Below are 19,010 nucleotides of genomic sequence, written 5' to 3' on the forward strand. Positions count from 1 at the left end.
GTTAGGGAGATCCCGTAACGCCCGCCGGACGAATAATTAAGGACTAAACCTCAATTATTTCTTGTCGTCTTTAACCTCTTCGAACTCGGCATCAACAACATCGTCAGCAGACGCATTGCTCTGACTGGCTTCAGCCTGGGCACCGCCCTGAGCAGACTGAGCTTTCGCCTGGGCAATTTCCATCAGCTTGGAAGAGGCTTCGATCAGCTCCTGAGAAGCTTTCTCGATGGCTTCTTTGTCATTGCCTTTGTTGGCAGTGTCAACTTTCGCCATAGCTTCTTCGATCTTGGTCTTGTCGTCAGCACTCAGTGCTTCACCGGCTTCTTCGATCTGCTTCTTGGTCGCGTGTACCAGACCATCAGCCTGGTTACGTGCAGTTACCAACTCTTCGAACTTCTTATCTTCGTCCGCGTGAGCTTCTGCGTCGCGTACCATTTTTTCGATCTCTTCATCGTTCAGACCAGAAGAGGCTTTGATGGTGATCTTCTGCTCTTTGCCGGTCTTCTTGTCTTTGGCAGACACATTCAGAATACCGTCAGCATCGATGTCGAAGGTTACTTCAATCTGTGGCATGCCGCGTGGAGCTGGCTCGATGCCTTCCAGGTTGAACTGACCCAGAGACTTGTTGGCGCTGGCCTGCTTACGCTCACCCTGCAGCACGTGAATGGTCACTGCGCTCTGGTTGTCGTCAGCAGTAGAGAAGGTCTGAGATGCCTTGGTAGGAATCGTGGTGTTCTTCTCAATCAGCTTGGTCATTACGCTGCCCATGGTTTCGATACCCAGAGACAGAGGAGTTACGTCCAGCAGCAGTACGTCTTTCACGTCACCGGCCAGTACACCACCCTGAATCGCAGCACCCATAGCTACCGCTTCATCCGGGTTAACGTCTTTACGAGGTTCTTTACCGAAGAAGTTGGTTACTGCTTCCTGAACCTTAGGCATACGGGTTTGACCACCCACCAGAATAACTTCGTTGATGTCAGACACAGACAGGTCAGCATCAGCCAGAGCAACTTTCAGTGGCTCCAGAGAGCGCTGGATCAGGTCTTCTACCAGAGATTCCAGCTTGGCACGGGTGATTTTAACCACCAGGTGCTTAGGACCGGTTGCATCAGCAGTGATGTATGGCAGGTTAACTTCAGTTTGAGTAGTGCTGGACAGCTCGATCTTGGCCTTTTCAGCGGCTTCTTTCAGACGCTGCATTGCCAGTGGGTCGTTGCGCAGATCCAGGCCCTGCTCTTTCTTGAATTCGTCAGCCAGGTAGTTGATCAGACGGTTGTCGAAGTCTTCACCACCCAGGTGAGTGTCACCGTTTGTTGCCAGTACTTCGAAAGTCTGGTCGCCGTCGTTGCTGTCGATTTCAATGATGGAGATATCGAAGGTACCACCACCCAGGTCGTATACAGCTACAATATTGTCGCCCTGCTTCTTGTCGATACCATAGGCCAGTGCCGCAGCAGTTGGCTCGTTGATGATACGCTTAACTTCCAGACCAGCGATACGACCGGCATCTTTGGTTGCCTGACGCTGAGCATCGTTGAAGTATGCAGGTACAGTGATAACCGCTTCAGTTACAGACTCACCCAGGAAGTCTTCAGCAGTTTTCTTCATTTTCTTCAGCACTTCAGCAGACACCTGAGGCGCTGCCATCTTGTTGCCGCGAGATTCAACCCAAGCGTCGCCGTTATCAGCTTCGATGATCTTGAATGGCATGATGTTTACGTCACGCTGTACTTCGTCATCGGTAAAGCGACGGCCAATCAGACGCTTGATAGCAAAGAAAGTGTTGGTTGGGTTGGTCACTGCCTGACGTTTTGCAGGCTGGCCTACCAGAGTCTCATCTTCGGTGTAGGCGATGATAGACGGAGTGGTACGATCGCCTTCGGCGTTCTCCAATACGCGAGCTTTACCACCATCCAGGATGGCAACGCAGGAGTTGGTTGTGCCCAAATCGATACCAATAATTTTACCCATGGGGTCCTCCAAAAAACTTTATAACGCTTAATTCTGTTCAATGATGGTGATATGGGGATGGTTTTCCCGGCTTTCAAGTCGCGCTTTCCATGCTGCCATATCTCTCTTAACTCCCTATATTGGGATGCCATTTCCAAAAACAAGGGATCGATGAAAAATTTTGATCTTTTTTTTCTGTGGTCAGGTTTTACACATTGTATAATGCATACAACTTTTGTAGTACCAGACCCCGTCAGGGGCATTGGATGGAAGCCCTACCTTGAAAACATCAAACCTGGCCTATGTCTATGGCATGGGGGCCGTACTTTGCTGGTCCACTGTTGCCACCGCCTTCAAGCTGGCACTGGCTCACTTTACACCGCTGCAACTGGTGCTGGTTGCGGTATGTACCTCGATTATTGCGCTGGCGGTGATCCTGGGGGTGCAGGGAAAACTTAAACTGCTTAAAGGCCAGTTTCGTAAGCGACCGCTGTTTTATCTGCAAACCGGCCTGCTTAATCCGTTTCTTTATTATCTGGTGTTGTTCGAAGCCTACTCGCTGTTGCCAGCCCAGCAAGCCTTGTCGCTGAACTACACCTGGGCCATCTTGCTGCCACTGCTGGCGGTGCCTCTGCTCAAACAGAAACTGCAGGGCAGCGATATTCTCGCGGCCATTACCGGCTATGTGGGGGTGTTGGTAATTGCCACCGGCGGCAACCCACTTTCAATGAACTTTGAAAACCCTCAGGGTGTGGCTCTGGCGCTGGCCTCCACTTTGCTTTGGAGCCTTTACTGGATTATCAACACCAGGGATAAAGGTGACCCGGTTGTCAGCCTGATGCTGAGCTTTATCATCAGCCTGCCCTTTATTCTGGTCACTGTACTGACCACAGATAAGCTGCCCAGCCTGAATCTGGAAGCCCTGGCCGCCGGGGTGTATGTAGGCCTGTTTGAAATGGGCATCACCTTTGTACTTTGGCTGATGGCGCTGAAAAAAGCCGAGCGCGCCGCCAATATCAGCACTTTGGCCTTTTTAACGCCGCTGCTGTCCATGTGCTTGATTGCGCTGGTGCTGAAAGAAACCATTACCGCGTCAACCATCGCCGGTATGGGATTGATTCTGTCGGCGCTGGTGATGCAGAAACTGCTGAAGCCCAGAGGTCCAAAGGTGGAGCCTGCAGCCTGATAATTAATTCTCAGAACTGGCATGACGCTCAAATAACAAAAGGCCGACATTCCAACTGTCGGCCTTATCGTTACTAAAACCCATCTGAACTTGCCTCAGGCGTTGAGCTTTAATCAGGAATGCGATTCAGCTCATCGTTTTTAACTCATATACATCAGTAATGTGAGCTAGCTTGCTGTCTGCGGCACACAAAATGCGTAGGGTTAACGGCGAATAAAGATAAATGCAAAAGGTCAGTGATACCTTTTGCCATAGAACAGGAATTCAGGATGTCTGACAGCGAAAAAGCGTTTTTTGACCGTGCCAGCGAGTTGATCCAACTGGCGAACAAACAGAACCAAAACACAGAAATCAAAACCGGCGAAGTCAGCGCTTCCTTTATGTATGCGGTAGCCCGTTACAATGCCTGGTTTGGCTCCACCAGTTTTGAAACCAAAGAGCAGATGCAGTCAAAGAAGCAGGAGATGATGGATTACTACATGGAGCGTTATAAAGAGATGCTCGAAGGTAATCTGAACGACTATATTGAGCGCTTCGACCACTACCGTCAGACTCAAAAATAAGCCAGACAGCCAATAACGAAAAAGCCCTTCAGCTGAAGGGCTTTTTTAATTCAGTTACCGGGCTCTACTTGCCATTGACATCCACTTCACCGACACCTACGTCGACATGAAGATTTCCCTGTCCGTTCAAGCTGGCGCTGTAACTGGCACTGACCATGGCGCGCTCGACTTCAGCTTTTTTGCCATTCATGGAGAAGCTGACATCACCCACACCTGAAGTCAGTTCAACGTCATCATACTGGTGGCTGTGGTTCACCTCTACCTCGCCAACGCCAAGGTCGATTTCCAGGCTGTTGTCCATGCCCCGGGTTTCAACTCTGCCCACACCCATCTCCAGATTTACCTCCACAGACGCCGGCAGTAAAATGCGCCACTCCTCTTTGACATCTTCGCTGTCACTCAGGCTCAGGGACAGGCGCTTTCCTTCATTCAACTGTACGTCCAGTTCGATATCGCTGACATCACGCTTATCACCAAAAAACAAAAATCCGGTTTCGGCACCTTCCAATTCAACCTGAATCTCTATCTGATCTGAGTCGGAAGCGATCAGCTCAACCTGCCCCACCCCTACATCCAGGTGTAAAACCTCCCCCTGATAATCGAAGGATTCAGTCAGGGTTTTGTCGTCGGCCAATGCGCTGCCTGATATCAGCAGCCCGGATAAAGTTAGTGCAGCAATTTTGGTTTTCAGCATTCTGTTCATTTTGCATCTCCGTGGATATATTCCTTTCCCCAGAAAAAGCAAAGACAATGCCAACCAACAAAACCCCTTAAGAAACAGTAACTTAACAAAAACATTCAATTTCAGACTTAAATATCAGCCTGCTTGGGTGGCGAATATAACCAACACATTTAGTGTTTTTAGCCAGATTGATTATTGCCTGGGCTTATCCTGGCTGAGAAAGAAACCTTCACTGACAGGAAGATGGTAGCCGGGCATGATAATCCTGCCATCAAGATGGGCGCAGATCTCCCGACCGTTAAGGGTTGCCAACGGTTGTTCCCGATGAATCGGCTGACCATTCTCAAACCCAGGGTACATGGAAAACTCATCCCCTTTGTTGACTGTCAGGGTATAACAAATCTCGGTATAGATTTTCCCCCAGGGGGCAGATGCCTTTGCCAGATAAGCTTTTGCAGATTCAACCTGTTCACAAGGGGCCATCATGCCAAGAATATAGCTGTGCAATATAACGGCATTCAGGCCATATTCCAGAGTGGATGCCTGATCATGTTGGCCACACTCAATGATATGAGAGGTCGTCAACTCAGGAACAAACCACTCAGCTAGGCAGCCTTGCAGCTGTTCCAGCAGACCTGAAATCTTGGGGACCGGGGTAACGGGCAGCAGCAGCTCAGCTGTATTCCGGGTCAGAGCTGACATAAAGGGCATACCATGGGCTGATGTAGAATGAAGATCCAGCAGGTGTATCTCTCTGTCTTCAAACTCATCCAAAATCGCACTCAGCTTATTGTTAATAGCCCTGGCAAGCTCAGGCTCATGCCCATAAATTGTCTCTTCAAGCAGGATTTCCGGAGTAAAACAGCGGTTGAGATCTCTGTCGATAAAACGTTTTCCCTGCAGGTATGCCTGTTTGTTTCCTTCTACAAACAACCAACTCCCTTTAGTCGGCAGACCCGCTATACACTCTTTAAGTTGCTCCAATACGTAATGTCCAACCGGCTCGTTGCCATGGACAAAGCCGGTCAGCACCATCAATGGTCCCGTCGGTGAACTCTTAAGCCAATGAAATACAGGTTCAGTCATAAATTCAGTACAAACTCGACAGCCAATGGGAGAACTCATTGAAGAGTTGCTTATCTGACAATACTCCAACGAGTTTACCGTCATGAATGATGGGTACGACTGAAATCTGTGTTGATTGCATCAACTCAACAGCTTCTTTCACACTTGTCGTGGGGGATAGGGTGATAACGTCGCGACTCATCAAGTCTTTTACCGGAACCAGGTGTACATCGCCCTGCTCGGCATAGGTGCCATAAATATCCAAAATATGACGGTAAGACAGCACACCAACTATGTCACCATTATCGCATTCGACTATCAGAGTGCGCAGATGATTCCAATGCATAATCTTGGCAGCGAAGTCGATAAGGTCGTTCTCGTTAACGGTAAACACCCGGGTATCCATCACCTGCTCAACGGTTTTGCCGCTCTTGGTGTACACCTCCAACTCTGTGGCACTGATATCTTTCCATTGATGCAAAGGTAAGTTGCTTTCCTGACGATTTAGCATCACCCGGGTCAACAGATTACTGCTGATACGCGCGTTAAAACCTTTGCTCTGAATAAAGTCGAAATTGCGAATCATCCATATGGCACTGTTGGTTTTGGTACTTACCCGGCCAGCAATTATCCCCAGATACAACTGAATATCTGCCTCATCCAACCCGGCCAGCCTTAGTCCCTTCTCAGCCACGGGCAGCAAGTGCTTTTCAATAAGCTCACAGCAACTGAGCTGTTCGCCGTTAAACCACTCCATTGTGGTATTGAGTGACTGAGCCGCGGCATTATCAAAGTTGGTTTTGGCCACATTGAAGGGCATCAGCTTGGTGACATCATCCAGCGTATGGCCGTAGCCATTAAGCAGCCCCAGGTAAAACGCCATGTTGGCAATAGCATCCTGACTGGTGGGGCCTGCAGGCAATGCTCGATTCTCAATTCGGAGGTGAGGTAAATTGTCTTTCACACCATAGCAGGGGCGATTCCAGCGATAGACAGTGCCATTGTGAAGACACAGAGCTTTGAGCTTGGGGATCTCACCATTGGTCAGCGCCTTCATTGAGTCCTGTTCACATTGCTCGGCAAACAGAATGCGGAACTTGGAAATATCCTCTTTAAAGATTTCAGCCACAGAAGCATCGATCCACTTGCTGCCAAACCAGACTCTGGGCTCCATTTCCCGGCTGTTCAGCTTGTTGTCACGGGTATCGATTGATTGTTGAAACAGTGCAATCCGGGTTTCATGCCAGAGCTTTTTACCCAGCAAAATCGGACTGTTGGCGGCAACCGCAAGCACGGGCGCGGTAATCGCCTGAGCAATATTGTAGTAATGTACAAATTCTTCCGGTGCTATCTGGAAATGGACCTGAAAACTGGTATTACAGGCCTCAATAAGCACGTTGTCATGGGTGAATGAAAGCTCATCTATGCCTTTGATATAAAGCTTATAATCTTCACCTTTCATATCGCATAGCACACGGTTGAGCTCGAAATAACGGTTCTTTGGGGTGATCTTGTCCAGCTCAAGATCTCTGGGCGCTATGGTCGGCAGGATCCCCGTAGCCATCACATTGCAACTCTCCCCGGTTGCTGCCTTTTTGAGGTTTGCTACCAGTCCATCAAGTTCCCGCTGCACAGCGCTGAGTACATCCCCATTAAACTCCCGGGGACTGAGATTCGCTTCAAGATTGAATAATGCAAGTTCGTGGGTAAAGAAGTCCGGATCCAGATGTTCCAGAACCTCCTGAGCTTTGGCGGCGGGCTCCATATCCTGCCCGAGTAGAAAGAACTCCTGTTCGGCGCCGATACGGCTGACACCGGTTTCAAATTTATTCTGCTGCAACATAGTTTCAAGGGCCTGGACATCCTTGAGCAAGTGCTGCATAAACAGGCGTTTATCATGATGAGATTTGGTGGTGTCACTAATATCCTGACCCATAGCGCCTCCCTACTGCACATTTTATTATTTAGCTCTCCTGAATATTAATGGCGTAAAGTTATCAACATGTAAACTGCCCAAATATACACGTCTTAGATGTAAGCCCTCCCGACGGAGAATGCATTACTTGCTCCTGTTATTTATTCCAAACAAAAACAAGCAAATATCAATTCTTTCTGATTATTTCAGCGCAAAGAAAAAAACAGGACATTCTCGGTCAAGGCAACAAACTGAGAGACCAAAATGAAGGGGGTGTCATCTTGATGATCACACACAGTAAAACCAAGATGGTGAGATGAAAGCCAAGAACCTCCCTACTGACAGGCCGAGATCAAATAATTCCATATTAACAACAACATAAACAACATAATTAAAATATTTGACTTTGTTAATTTAATGTTTAACATTAAATTTTTAGTGAATATCGTTAAGTATGTACTCAGCACCTGGATTCGGAAAACTAATATGGAATCAAATTCAGATATAGCCAAAATATGCAATCTGGGACAACGGGTGAGGTGGCTGTTATGGCTGATTTGCGGTCTTATACTGCTTTCAAATATTAGTTTATTTTTATTTTATGGTGTTGATACTCAACTATTTACCCGCACAAACTCTTTCATGATTCAGGAGTTGTTATTCTCTTCATTCTTTGATGACGCCATGTCCACCAGCATCCATGACTCTCCAAAATGGTTCACTAAAATTCTCTGGTATATCTCTGTCCCCGTCTGTCTGATCATCACAGCAATGATTCTGATAAAGCTGGACAGGCTATTTAAGTTCTATTCACAAGGTGTTGTTTTCCATCCACTAAATAATAAAAGAATGGCAAATATAGGATGGTTATTGATTGCACTCTATTTTACCGACGCAATTGCATCAATCACATTCGAGTCATTGCTGTTTAGCCTGCCCATGGAGAATATTATTATCAGCGAAGGGATCCCGGAAGAAGCGATCTTGTTTAGCAGTTTCTCAGAGGGCGACACCCAGATGATTGACTGTGTGCCACCACATACTCTCGAATCTGGAATGGACCTATCAGATGTTCCCGAATTCGGCCCTATCATATATAACAACGCGACATTGCTGTTATTTGGTTCCTTTCTGGTTGTGGTTGCCAGAATAATGAGTTATGCAGCAAACTTAAAAGAAGAAGTCGACACTTTGATTTAGGTACATGGATTGATTATGAGAATAGTTGTAAATCTCGAAGTGATGCTGGCCAAAAGGAATATGCGGTTAAATGAATTATCCCAACTGGTAGGAATATCAATCCAAAATTTGTCGATATTGAAAACAGGAAAAGCAAAAGCGATCAGGTTTTCGACATTGGCGTTGATTTGCGAAGCACTGGAATGTCAACCCGGTGATTTGCTCGAGTACCTGCCTGAATAGACGGCAATCTATTTCAGGCAGGATTTCATTTAACTAGCACAGTTAAACAATTGGAGTTTACAATGCACCACCCTAAAATCACAAGTTTGATTATCGCGTTTGCGGTAACATTCAGTGGCGCCTGTCTCGGGAACCCATACGATAAATTCTCAAAAATTAACAACAATAAACCCACACCAAGAGTCATAGGCGGCGAAGACGCTCAAAAAGGGGAGTTCCCATTTATGGCCTCCCTTATTCAAGCTAACGCCCCAACCACAGGCGCTGTTCAGCCTTTTTGCGGTGGTTCACTGATAGGAAAAAAGTACGTTCTCACCGCCAATCACTGTGTCGGCGGCTCTCCCAGTAACATAGATGTTCTTATTGGGCTCCATGATGTCAAAGCTCCTGGCGAAGCCAAACGTCACAAAGTCAGAGCCATATACGGGGATAGAGCCACCGATACCGCTCTGTTGGAACTGGTAGAGCCTGTGGAAAACGTCAGCCCTATTAAACTGATTACTCGTCAGCAAGCCGAGCAGCTGAAAGACGGCGATATGATGACGGTGATTGGCTTTGGCGTCACCATTGAAAATGATGAAAGACCCGCAGCCAAGATACTGCAAAAGGCAGATGTCCCCCAATTTAACCAAGCCCAATGCAATACCAACTATGAAGAATATACAGGTCATAAGAACCCTATTACTGACGCTATGATTTGTGCTGGCTATGCCAAGATCAAAAAAGATTCCTGCAATGGCGACAGTGGCGGACCACTGTTTATGAAAAGAGACGGCCAATATTATCAAACCGGGATCGTCAGTTGGGGCGCTCGGGTTTGCGCCAGCGAAAATCTGCCGGGAGTCTACGTCAGAGTCTCCAAGATGCTTGACTGGATTTATAAGCTTTCCTCGGGAGTGACATTCGACAGCACACTCAATTTGGGCTACTTGGAAATGACCCAGGATGTCGTCCATAAACTGAATATCAAGAACGAAGGAAGCGACAAATTTATTGTTAATAAAGTCGAGTTCAATGAGCTGAAAAATCTGGCTTCACCACAAGTTACCGATAACAGCTGCGATACGACAGATATTGAGCCGGGCAAAGAGTGTGATATTAAGTTTAAATTTGTCACCAGCACTGCCGGAACAGCCAGTTTAGCGATGACGTTGCATACCACTCACCCTATGCTTAAAACGGCGAACTCCAATGTCTCTGTTGAAATTGCAGAGAAATCAGATCTTGACCTGAAAAAGCTGCTGGATATCAAGTATCCGGGCTTTATCGAGTGGTACTCGGGAGGCAAAGGAAAGTGGCAACCCCAGTCCAGTCAAACATACACAGGTGACAGCGGCATAGAAACAGACTCTGTTGATGATAATAATGCTGCTGTATTGTTAGGCGTTATCAGCAGCGACAGGGTCACTGAATTAAGCTTCAGTTATCTTGTCAGTTCCGAAGCCAATAAGGATGGATTGCGGGTATCGGTAAACCAAAATGAAGAGCTGTTTGCCAGCGGCAGTACCCAGGACAAATTCCTGCATGTGACACTCCCTCTTTCCAAAGGTAAAGACAGAGTATTGTTTGCCTATACCAAAGACGATTCTGGCAGTGAAGGGGACGACAAGGCTTACCTGGACAATGTACAGCTGACCATTACCAATAAAGCGCCAACCATAGCCATTAAAGCCCCCAGGACCGTTGAGATAGGCAAAACGGCTAAGCTTGATGCCAGCGCGACCAAAGATCCTGATGGCGACACCCTCAGTTACAGTTGGAAGCTCACCAGTAACCCAGGTGGCGCAACCCTTACTGGCAACACCAATAACACAGCGACGTTAAAACCCGGCAAAAAAGCGGGCAAAGTTGAGTTTGAGTTGACAGTAACAGATCAGTACGGCGCAAAAGCAACCAGCCAGGGCGCTGTCATCATTCAGGAGAAGCGCAAAGGTGGAAGTATCTCACTGTCGTTAATCTTACTGCTGGCACTTCTGGCAATGGTGTCGTGCCCAAGACGCAAACGGGCATAAACCTATTTGAGGGCTTTGGAGTGATCTCCAAAGCCCTGTCAGGAGCTTCAGTATGAAAAACCAATTATTACTCGCAATTGTGATTGCGATGGTTTCTGTTCCCGCCATCGCCACCATCTACCACGCCAAAATGAACAGTTTCTACATCAAGTCCCCCTCTCCCGAGCTTCTTTATGGCGTAAAGGTAGTGGGAAAGAGTATCCAGGTGGCGGTAGTTTCAACCGGATGCACAGGTGCGGCATCATTTAAGATGAAGGTTATTGATGAAAGTGAACAACAAACAACCCTGCAATTACTCAGGGTCAAGCCGGATCTTTGCAGGGCGATTCCTCATCTGATTGAAATCGAAATCCCTCTTCCGAAGGGAGCTATTGGGAGGGAGATACTGATGTCCAACTCAATTGGTGACGCCTCTCGATACCAACGTAATATTAAGGTGCTTCCAAAGCCTGATTGATTTCTGAGTGGATATATAGAAGCTGTAACTCGAGTGCCCCGTGCTCACTCAAATCAAGATGAAAAACTTCGGCAGTAGCCGCTGCCACCTTATCCTCTTTGTGCCAGTCTCCTTCACAATCTCTTTCCGTTGAACATAATGAGAATGTGTCCAATAAGCTAAACGAAAGATCACGGAAGCCCGACGCTGCTATCGTTATAATTCGCTATTTACCGCGGATAATTCAGATGACTCCAGCCACAGTTCAGGCCAAGAAGGCCAAAATTCCATATGAGTTACATGAGTACCATCATGACAAAGAGGTGCACGCATTTGGCGACGAGGTTGCACAAAAACTGAACGCGGATCCGACGCAGGTATTCAAAACACTTCTGGTGGCTGAATCCAGCAACTCAGTACCGGTTGCCGTCGCTCTGGTGCCTGTCAGCCATCAATTGGATCTTAAGGCATTATCCAAAGTGCTCGGCCTGAAGAAATTGACCATGGCAGGGGTTGAGCCTGCTCAGAAAAGCACAGGCTATCTGGTGGGCGGCATCAGCCCTTTGGGGCAGAAGAAACGCTTACCCACAGTGATAGACGATACTGCGACCAACTTTGATTTTATCTATGTCAGTGGCGGCAAACGTGGATTGCAACTCAGCTTAAAGGCAGCAGATCTGGGTAAGGTGCTGAATGCTAAATTTGCCGATCTTAAACACTGTTAAGCATTCTCTTAAAAAGCCTTTTTGCAATTGCGGCATCAGAGGGTTATAAACAGAAACAGAGGATTGGAAGCAAGGATGGAGGGGCAATGGACGAGCCCGGCAAGTTTATCAATTTAAAGAATGAGCGCAGGCTCAAATATCTGGGCATTGTGGTTGGCCTGGTAATATTTACCATTCAACGTTATACCGGCAATGACTACACCCATCTGTTGGTACTGCTCTACTTTATGTTTCTGTTGCCTTCTATCGGTCTGGACCGCGCCGCACAGGAGAGATACTTCCCGTTTTCACAACAGTTTTTTGCTGCTCTGAGAGCGGTGACCATAGTGATTACTCTTATCGTGCTGGGCCTGTATATTTACGCTATGAGCACGCCACTGGGGCAACCCATCACACTGCCGGATCACCTTAAATATCCCCATGAGCTGAAACAGCCAGAGTAATTGCGATAAAAAAGGCCGCATTGATGCGGCCCTTTTTATTTCGCTTAGCTGCGGGCGGTGTAATCACCCCAGGCCAACCACTTAAAGGTAGTGAGGGCTTCCAGTCCCATGGGGCCACGGGCATGTAGCTTCTGGGTAGATACAGCAACCTCTGCGCCCAGACCAAATTGGCCTCCGTCGGTAAAACGGGTGCTGGCATTCACATACACTGCAGATGAGTCTACTTGCTCCATAAAGCGAGCCGCGGTGTGAATATTATCGGTCAGAATCGCTTCTGAGTGGCCGCTGGAATGACGGCGGATATGGGTCACGGCTTGATCCAAATCGGCCACAACTCGCACGCCCAGGGTCAACGACAGCCACTCAGTGCTGAAAGACTCATTATCAGCAGTATGCATCTCAACATTCAGTCCTGCAGCCAGCTCACGGGTTTTGTCACAGCCATAAAAGCGCACGCCCTGAGCAGCCAGCTCAGTTAATGCCGCCGGAATCACCTCGGCAGCGACCTTTTCGTGTACCAACAGAGTATCCAGTGCGTTACAGACAGTTGGACGCTGCACCTTGGCGTTGATGATCACCGGGTTGATGCGGCTTAAATCAGCTTGCTCATCAATAAACATATGGCAGATACCAATACCACCGAGAATGACCGGAATAGTCGCCTGCTCTGCACACAAGCGCTGCAGCTTCTGACCACCACGGGGCACAATCATATCCACATATTGATCCAGCTTGAGCAGGCCACTGACCAGCTCGCGGTCCGGGTTATCAATTAGCTGCACAGCATCCTGTGGCAAACCCTGCTCAACCACAGCACGGCGAATGGCGGATGCCAGCGCGCGGTTGGAATTTACGGTTTCTTTACCGCCACGCAGGATCACTGCATTGCCTGTCTTCAGCGCCAGTACCGCAATGTCTACGGTCACATTAGGGCGGGCTTCATAGATCACACCGATGACGCCAAGAGGCACGCGGCGACGGGCCAGACGCATACCATTGTCCAGCACGCGGCTGTCAATTTCGCTGCCCACGGGGTCAGCCAGGGCAATCACATTATCGATGTCTGCAATCACGCCCTGCAGCCGGGCTTCATCAAGCAGCAGACGGTCCACCATGGCATCGTTCAAGCCGGCTTCACGTGCGGCGGCCACATCCATTTCGTTGGCGGCCAGGATCTCTTTCTTGTGGGCCTGCAGTGATGCCGCAATCGCTGTCAGCAATTGCTGTTTATCTTTGGCAGTCAGGTTGGCCAGAGAATAACTGGCTTCACGGCCCTGCTTACCCAGGTTGTCCAGGTAAGTCTGTTTGTCTTGTGCACTCATCGTCATTACAACACCACCATATCGTTTCTGTGTACTACGGCATTGCCGTAGTCATACCCCAGCAAAGACTCGATATCATCCGAATGCTTACCGGCAATCTTCTGCATGGCAGCTGCGTTATAGCGGGCCAGACCGCGTGCAAACACCCTGCCGTTGGCATCGGTCAGCTTCAGGGTGTCACCGCGCTCAAATTCACCTTCAACGGACACCACACCTTTGGACAGCAAACTGCGACCTTTATTAGCCACGGCATTCACCGCACCTTCATCCAGTACCAGCTGACCTCTTGGCTTGGGACCGGCCAGGATCCACTGCTTGCGGCTCTCCAGTGGATGCTCAATAGCACAGAAATGAGTACCGACAGCTTCTTTGCAGCTCAGCTTCTTGATCACATCCGGGTGCTGACCCGAGGCGATCACCACTTCGATACCGGCGCGACGGGCAATATCCGCGGCTTCCAGTTTGGTCGCCATACCACCTGTGCCCAGACCGGACACCGAGCCGCCAGCAAGCTTACGCAGGCTATCGTCAATATTGGCGACTTCGGGGATCAATTTTGCATCAGGATTATTACGGGGATCCGCGTCGAACAAACCTTTTTGATCTGTCAGCAGGATAAGCAGGTCAGCATCACATAAAAGTGCAGCGCGGGCAGACAGGTTGTCGTTGTCACCCACTTTGATTTCCTGAGTCGCGACAGCGTCGTTCTCATTGATAATAGGCACAATCCCCTGAGCCAACAGGGCATTCAAGGTATCGCGGGCATTGAGATAGCGTTCACGGTCATGCAGATCCGCACGGGTCAGCAACAGCTGGCCCACATTAAAACCATAAATGCCAAACAGCTGTGACCAGGCCAGGATCAGCTGACTTTGCCCTACCGCTGCCAACAACTGTTTGCTGGCCATGGTATCGGGCAACTGGGGGTGCTGCAGATGCTCACGACCGGCAGCAATTGCTCCGGAAGTACACAACACCACTTCCACACCGGCTTTCATCAGATGCGCCATCTGGCGGGTTAATTCCGCCATCTGCGCTTTATCCAGGCTGCGACTGCCTGATGTCAGCACACTGGTTCCCAGTTTTACCACTACGCGGCGGTAAGCTATCTCACTTGCGTTCATTCTGTTTCAGCATAAAAAATTCGATGGATCCTTATACCCAATCCCCCGCGGAATTAACAGTACCGACAACAGGCATATGATGGATATTCATCATAGATGAGCAAGATTTCATCCACACTGGAATGACCCCGGATACAAAAAAGCACGTCCTGTGACGTGCTTTTTAACTCAGTGATCAACCCGAAGCAGAGTTGCATGATAACTTGCTTTTATCAGGCGAACGCAAACTTGGCCACAAACAGGGCTGCCAACACCACTACGCCAGCAGTCAGGTCACGGTAACGACCACTCATCAGCTTGATCGCGGCGTAAGAGATAAAGCCAAAGGCGATACCGGTAGCAATGGAGTATGTCAGAGGCATCAGAATACAGACCACAACCACAGGAGCTGCTTCAGTCAGATCTTCCCACTCTACATGTACCAGTCCAGACATCATCAGAATGGCGACATAGAACAGAGTACCCGCGGTGGCATAGGCTGGCACCATACCTGCCAGCGGCGAGATAAACAGAGCAGCCAAAAACAGCAAACCCACAACAACCGCAGTTAAACCGGTACGGCCACCAGCACTCACACCTGCGGTACTTTCGATATAACTTGTGGTGGTTGACGTACCCAATACAGCACCTGCGATAGTCGCTGTACTGTCAGCCATCAAAGCACGGTTCAAGCGAGGCAGGCGTCCTTTGTCATCCAGGAAACCACCACGCTGAGCGACTGCAACCAGAGTGCCGGAAGTGTCAAACAGGTCAACAAACAGGAAGGCAAACACCACTGACAGCATAGAGATTTCCAGCGCACCGGAGAGGTCCATGGCCATAAAGGTTGGCGCAATCGACGGCGGTGTAGACACCAGGCCTTTGTACTCCACACCACCGAAAATCACACCCAATGCAGTAATAGACAGGATGCTGATAATCACCGCAGATTTAAATCCACGCTGAACCAGCGCGATAATGATAAAGAATCCCAGAGTCGCCATCAGCGCAGGGAAGGAAGTGATATCCCCCATGGTCACCAGAGTCGCCGGGCTGGCAACCACGATACCTGAACTTTGCAGCGCAAGCAGCGCCAGAAACAGACCGATACCAGCAGCAATACCCAGTCGCAGCGACATGGGAATTGAGTTCACAATCCACTCGCGAATGCGGGCCAGAGACAAGGCCATAAAACAGATACCGGACAGGAATACTGCACCCAGTGCAGTTTCCCAGCTGTAGCCCATTTCACCAACCACAGTGTAAGTGAAGAAGGCGTTCAGACCCATACCGGGAGCCAGTGCAATGGGATAGTTGGCGACGACACCCATGACGATACAGCCAATGGCTGCCGCCAGACAGGTGGCCACAAATACAGCACCATGGTCCATACCGGCATCTGCCAGCATCATAGGGTTAACAAACAGGATGTAGGCCATGGTCAGGAAGGTGGTAAAACCTGCGATCACTTCCTGCTTAAGGCTGGTTTGGTTTTGCTTGAGTTTGAACAGTTTTTCCAACATGGAAGCTGGTTCCTATAGCGCGAAACAAACAGTGTGGGTAAGTGACCCGGTACCTACCGGAACAGCCATCCTGGAAAGCCACTCACATTTGCGGCGGGATTATAGGAATTTCAACCAGATCAGACCAGCAAGCTAACGCCCACCAGACAGAACATATTGTTCCAAAAGCCGAACGATCGACCTGATTTTTAGACGATGCTGCTATATCTTTCGCTTATGTTGCGGGTTGTTAAACGTTAAAGGGAACACCCAGAGAGCAAATTGCAGATAAAAAAAAGCCTGCTCAAAGAGCAGGCCAAGACAAAACTCATACTTTTCCGCAGGGAAATTGGTTACCGCGCCAGCGAGTAATCAGGGCCACCGATGCGAAAGGTGACTAACAACAGAAAAGCAGTTTGTCCGAAACACACCCAAAGGGTGATACAAAGGTTGATGGATGATGGAAACTTTCCGGTAAGGAGTGTGAGTCCTTACAGTGACATTGGGTAAATGCCACCACGCAAAACACTGGTATCAAACCAGGTGCTCTGCCAATAAATAGAGGTCATCGCTTGATAAGCCATGATTGAGATACTCCGAAATCAAAAGTTGTAAAAAAATTACTCTAGCGAAGCTTGGCTCGGTTCCCTGGAGCTAGAGATTCTCGGTTCCGTGGAGACAACTTATCATTCATATCCTTGGAGATTATTCCGTAAGGAGGTGAACTAGAGCTGGTGGCCACCTTGGCTCAACCAACGCGAGCCATTCTACATTTATGTAGTTTTATTACAATAGATCGCTGAATATTTTTTCTAAAAACTCAAAATTAAGTAATTTTATTACCAAACAACCATGCTAAGCCCCAGTCAATAAAAAACGCCGCAGAGTAACCCACGGCGTTTTACCTTTGGCCATCAATACCGATCAATGACTGGATTTGGACAAGATGTACTGCAGCAGAGCTGTCAGCGGCGCCGCAGTTGGCACGCCATAAACCGGATCACCCTCAGTGGCGCTGCCAGCAATATCCAGATGGGTGTATGGCAGTGGTAACTCATCCTCGCCTGTGTTGTCCATCAGGCCCGAGGCTTTCAGCAGGAAGGCCGCCGGGAATTGGTGACCTCTTGCAGTGATGGAGGACGGCGCATTATTGGAACTGAGAATATCTGCCGCATCTGAGACATCACGGATTTTGGCAAAGTCTTCACGACGCAATCGGGAGATTTCCATAGGATCCCCCCAACTCTCACCGATTTCATTCAGACTGTTGGCAACGCCCTGCTCCCTGGCGACCGCATTCTCCACTGCGGCAGTGTAGCCTCCATAGGCGCGAACCACATGACCAGTAAGAGTAGCCACCGAGAACAGCTCAGGAGCAACACACTCTTTTGCCTTAATACGCAGGTGAGACAGCACATCAGCCAGCACCAATCGACCTTCGGCATCTGTATTACCAATGCGTACCCGTACACCAGCATGACTGGTAATAATCTCATCGGTAACAAACGCTTCTGAGCCAATGCTGTTGCGTACCAATCCCACATCGGCAATGACCCGAATCCCTTTTGGCTTGAGTTCCGACAGAGACTTCATCAGCCCCACTACAGCTGCAGCGCCCCCCTTGTCCCGGCTCATACCGGCCATGGCACCACCAATCTTCAGATCCGCGCCGCCGGTGTCATACACCACACCTTTGCCAGCCAACAGGAAAGTATGCTGACACTCTCCCTCACCCTGATATTCGAACCGCACAACACGGGGTTGATGACGAGCGACCTGAAAAGAAGCTCTGGCTACCGCGCTCATAAGCGGGTAATCCCGCTCCAGCGCATCCCGGTTCTCTTCTACCCTGATTGTCAGCCCTGAGTCCTGCAGGTGTGCCACGCTGTAATGGGCGAACGCCGGCGCTGACATCCGCTCCGGCTCAGTACCACAAAGGTCCCGCGCCAGATATTTGCCCGCCTCAATGGCGCTTAACTGAGCAACGGTTTGCTCATCGGCCAATACCCCCACGGCATCCAATGCAGCAGACAAACCTTCAGCTTCGCGCTTCTCCAACGGCTGCCACAACGCCTGAGCAAAACCCAAAGCGGCAACCTGCAACGCTTGCTTGTAAGCTGCATCCAATTTGGCATCCAGCATCAGTAAAGGTCGACGGGCACCAACCGCTTTGGCTAACGCGGCGGCCTGCTTGCCCATATCAGCAAACAGACGAACATCTTGATATTCATTGTCAGTACCTGTCACCGGCGCCAATATCATTCGACCGCCACTGACCTGAGGCGCTGCCAGCATGGTCAAAGTGTTACCCACACGGGCATCCAGCAGCTTGCCAGCCTGGGCAATATCAGCCAGTACCTTATTAGCTGGCCACTCACCCGCTGTGGTAAACAACACCAGCAGATCCCAATCCTGTTCGCGCCACGCGTTCTCCGCAGCCGGAGTAAAGAAGTTGCTTGTCATGTAAGGTCCATTTGTTGTCATTATCAGCCTCATTCTATACACAATCGCTGAGGGTTAAAGACCCCATATCCCCAAGTTTGGATTCCATGAGTCAAGTCCGCTGTACAGAAGCCATATTGACCCCAACATTCAGGTCTGTGCAGTAAACCATCAGCTGGCAACTTTCTCTTCCACCAGTGGACACCATCACCTGCCAGAGCCCTTGGGCAGCGCTGGGT

At 49.2% G+C, this 19,010-nt stretch carries 16 protein-coding genes; 8 read left to right on the forward strand and 8 right to left on the reverse strand.

All coding sequences use genetic code 11. From position 1 onward, the window contains the following. Positions 1 to 54: 54 nt before the first annotated feature. Positions 55 to 1,974, reverse strand: a complete 1,920-nt coding sequence (gene dnaK / locus L2725_RS08100) for a molecular chaperone DnaK (RefSeq protein ID WP_249248464.1) — start codon at positions 1,972 to 1,974, stop codon at positions 55 to 57. Between the two features lie 259 nt (positions 1,975 to 2,233). Here dnaK and L2725_RS08105 point away from each other — a divergent pair, with 259 nt between their 5' ends. Together L2725_RS08105 and L2725_RS08110 are read left to right on the forward strand one after the other, a co-directional pair. Next, positions 2,234 to 3,139: a DMT family transporter gene (locus L2725_RS08105; protein WP_249248466.1), complete on the forward strand. Its 906-nt coding sequence runs from the start codon at positions 2,234 to 2,236 to the stop codon at positions 3,137 to 3,139. Positions 3,140 to 3,408: 269 nt separating this feature from the next. Further along, complete coding sequence (locus L2725_RS08110; protein ID WP_249248467.1) at positions 3,409 to 3,702, forward strand: DUF3144 domain-containing protein; 294 nt, start codon at positions 3,409 to 3,411, stop codon at positions 3,700 to 3,702. Between the two features lie 64 nt (positions 3,703 to 3,766). Here L2725_RS08110 and L2725_RS08115 read toward each other — a convergent pair whose 3' ends face one another. From L2725_RS08115 to L2725_RS08125, 3 genes are all read right to left on the reverse strand, one after another. Continuing rightward, positions 3,767 to 4,405 carry a hypothetical protein gene (locus tag L2725_RS08115; protein ID WP_249248468.1) on the reverse strand — a complete coding sequence of 213 codons (639 nt, stop codon included), beginning with the start codon at positions 4,403 to 4,405 and terminating at the stop codon, positions 3,767 to 3,769. A gap of 171 nt (positions 4,406 to 4,576) precedes the next feature. Next, positions 4,577 to 5,509, reverse strand: a complete 933-nt coding sequence (locus tag L2725_RS08120; RefSeq protein WP_249248469.1) for a M14 family metallopeptidase — start codon at positions 5,507 to 5,509, stop codon at positions 4,577 to 4,579. Then, complete coding sequence (locus L2725_RS08125) at positions 5,475 to 7,385, reverse strand: glutamate-cysteine ligase family protein (protein WP_249248470.1); 1,911 nt, start codon at positions 7,383 to 7,385, stop codon at positions 5,475 to 5,477. The genes L2725_RS08120 and L2725_RS08125 overlap by 35 nt, the downstream gene beginning before the upstream one ends. A 465-nt stretch (positions 7,386 to 7,850) precedes the next feature. Between L2725_RS08125 and L2725_RS08130 the strand changes: the two genes are divergently transcribed. From L2725_RS08130 to L2725_RS08155, 6 genes are all read left to right on the forward strand, one after another. Next, complete coding sequence (locus L2725_RS08130; RefSeq protein ID WP_249248471.1) at positions 7,851 to 8,564, forward strand: hypothetical protein; 714 nt, start codon at positions 7,851 to 7,853, stop codon at positions 8,562 to 8,564. A 15-nt stretch (positions 8,565 to 8,579) separates the two neighbouring features. Next, the gene (locus tag L2725_RS08135; protein WP_249248472.1) at positions 8,580 to 8,786 is read left to right on the forward strand and encodes a helix-turn-helix domain-containing protein; all 207 of its coding nucleotides are present in this window, start codon (positions 8,580 to 8,582) and stop codon (positions 8,784 to 8,786) included. A gap of 62 nt (positions 8,787 to 8,848) precedes the next feature. Further along, positions 8,849 to 10,798, forward strand: a complete 1,950-nt coding sequence (locus tag L2725_RS08140) for a S1 family peptidase (protein ID WP_249248473.1) — start codon at positions 8,849 to 8,851, stop codon at positions 10,796 to 10,798. Between the two features lie 52 nt (positions 10,799 to 10,850). Beyond that, positions 10,851 to 11,255, forward strand: a complete 405-nt coding sequence (locus L2725_RS08145) for a hypothetical protein (RefSeq protein WP_249248475.1) — start codon at positions 10,851 to 10,853, stop codon at positions 11,253 to 11,255. A 227-nt stretch (positions 11,256 to 11,482) separates the two neighbouring features. Continuing rightward, positions 11,483 to 11,959: a Cys-tRNA(Pro) deacylase gene (gene ybaK / locus L2725_RS08150; RefSeq protein WP_249248477.1), complete on the forward strand. Its 477-nt coding sequence runs from the start codon at positions 11,483 to 11,485 to the stop codon at positions 11,957 to 11,959. An 86-nt stretch (positions 11,960 to 12,045) separates the two neighbouring features. Beyond that, positions 12,046 to 12,402 carry a hypothetical protein gene (locus L2725_RS08155; RefSeq protein ID WP_249248478.1) on the forward strand — a complete coding sequence of 119 codons (357 nt, stop codon included), beginning with the start codon at positions 12,046 to 12,048 and terminating at the stop codon, positions 12,400 to 12,402. Positions 12,403 to 12,446: 44 nt separating this feature from the next. Here the strand turns inward: L2725_RS08155 and L2725_RS08160 are convergent, their stop codons facing one another. From L2725_RS08160 to L2725_RS08175, 4 genes are all read right to left on the reverse strand, one after another. Further along, positions 12,447 to 13,724: a glutamate-5-semialdehyde dehydrogenase gene (locus L2725_RS08160; protein WP_249248663.1), complete on the reverse strand. Its 1,278-nt coding sequence runs from the start codon at positions 13,722 to 13,724 to the stop codon at positions 12,447 to 12,449. A 5-nt stretch (positions 13,725 to 13,729) separates the two neighbouring features. Continuing rightward, positions 13,730 to 14,848 carry a glutamate 5-kinase gene (gene proB, locus L2725_RS08165; RefSeq protein ID WP_249248479.1) on the reverse strand — a complete coding sequence of 373 codons (1,119 nt, stop codon included), beginning with the start codon at positions 14,846 to 14,848 and terminating at the stop codon, positions 13,730 to 13,732. Between the two features lie 212 nt (positions 14,849 to 15,060). Then, entirely contained in the window at positions 15,061 to 16,350 is a 1,290-nt protein-coding gene (locus tag L2725_RS08170; protein WP_249248480.1) for an NCS2 family permease, read from the reverse strand. A gap of 903 nt (positions 16,351 to 17,253) precedes the next feature. Next, entirely contained in the window at positions 17,254 to 18,792 is a 1,539-nt protein-coding gene (locus L2725_RS08175) for a M17 family metallopeptidase (protein ID WP_249248481.1), read from the reverse strand. Between the last annotated feature and the right edge of the window lie 218 nt (positions 18,793 to 19,010).

The sequence above is a fragment of the Shewanella corallii genome (assembly GCF_023349125.1).
Lineage (GTDB): Bacteria > Pseudomonadota > Gammaproteobacteria > Enterobacterales > Shewanellaceae > Shewanella > Shewanella corallii.

Bases quoted from the DNA above. Each gene is read 5' to 3' on its own strand.
- L2725_RS08135 (WP_249248472.1), top strand. From the start codon at position 8,580: ATGAGAATAGTTGTAAATCTCGAAGTGATGCTGGCCAAAAGGAATATG.
- dnaK (WP_249248464.1), bottom strand. From the start codon at position 1,974: ATGGGTAAAATTATTGGTATCGATTTGGGCACAACCAACTCCTGCGTT.
- L2725_RS08125 (WP_249248470.1), bottom strand. From the start codon at position 7,385: ATGGGTCAGGATATTAGTGACACCACCAAATCTCATCATGATAAACGC.
- L2725_RS08155 (WP_249248478.1), top strand. From the start codon at position 12,046: ATGGACGAGCCCGGCAAGTTTATCAATTTAAAGAATGAGCGCAGGCTC.
- L2725_RS08130 (WP_249248471.1), top strand. From the start codon at position 7,851: ATGGAATCAAATTCAGATATAGCCAAAATATGCAATCTGGGACAACGG.
- L2725_RS08170 (WP_249248480.1), bottom strand. From the start codon at position 16,350: ATGTTGGAAAAACTGTTCAAACTCAAGCAAAACCAAACCAGCCTTAAG.
- L2725_RS08110 (WP_249248467.1), top strand. From the start codon at position 3,409: ATGTCTGACAGCGAAAAAGCGTTTTTTGACCGTGCCAGCGAGTTGATC.
- L2725_RS08175 (WP_249248481.1), bottom strand. From the start codon at position 18,792: ATGACAAGCAACTTCTTTACTCCGGCTGCGGAGAACGCGTGGCGCGAA.
- proB (WP_249248479.1), bottom strand. From the start codon at position 14,848: ATGAACGCAAGTGAGATAGCTTACCGCCGCGTAGTGGTAAAACTGGGA.
- L2725_RS08140 (WP_249248473.1), top strand. From the start codon at position 8,849: ATGCACCACCCTAAAATCACAAGTTTGATTATCGCGTTTGCGGTAACA.
- ybaK (WP_249248477.1), top strand. From the start codon at position 11,483: ATGACTCCAGCCACAGTTCAGGCCAAGAAGGCCAAAATTCCATATGAG.
- L2725_RS08160 (WP_249248663.1), bottom strand. From the start codon at position 13,724: ATGAGTGCACAAGACAAACAGACTTACCTGGACAACCTGGGTAAGCAG.
- L2725_RS08145 (WP_249248475.1), top strand. From the start codon at position 10,851: ATGAAAAACCAATTATTACTCGCAATTGTGATTGCGATGGTTTCTGTT.
- L2725_RS08120 (WP_249248469.1), bottom strand. From the start codon at position 5,509: ATGAGTTCTCCCATTGGCTGTCGAGTTTGTACTGAATTTATGACTGAA.
- L2725_RS08115 (WP_249248468.1), bottom strand. From the start codon at position 4,405: ATGAACAGAATGCTGAAAACCAAAATTGCTGCACTAACTTTATCCGGG.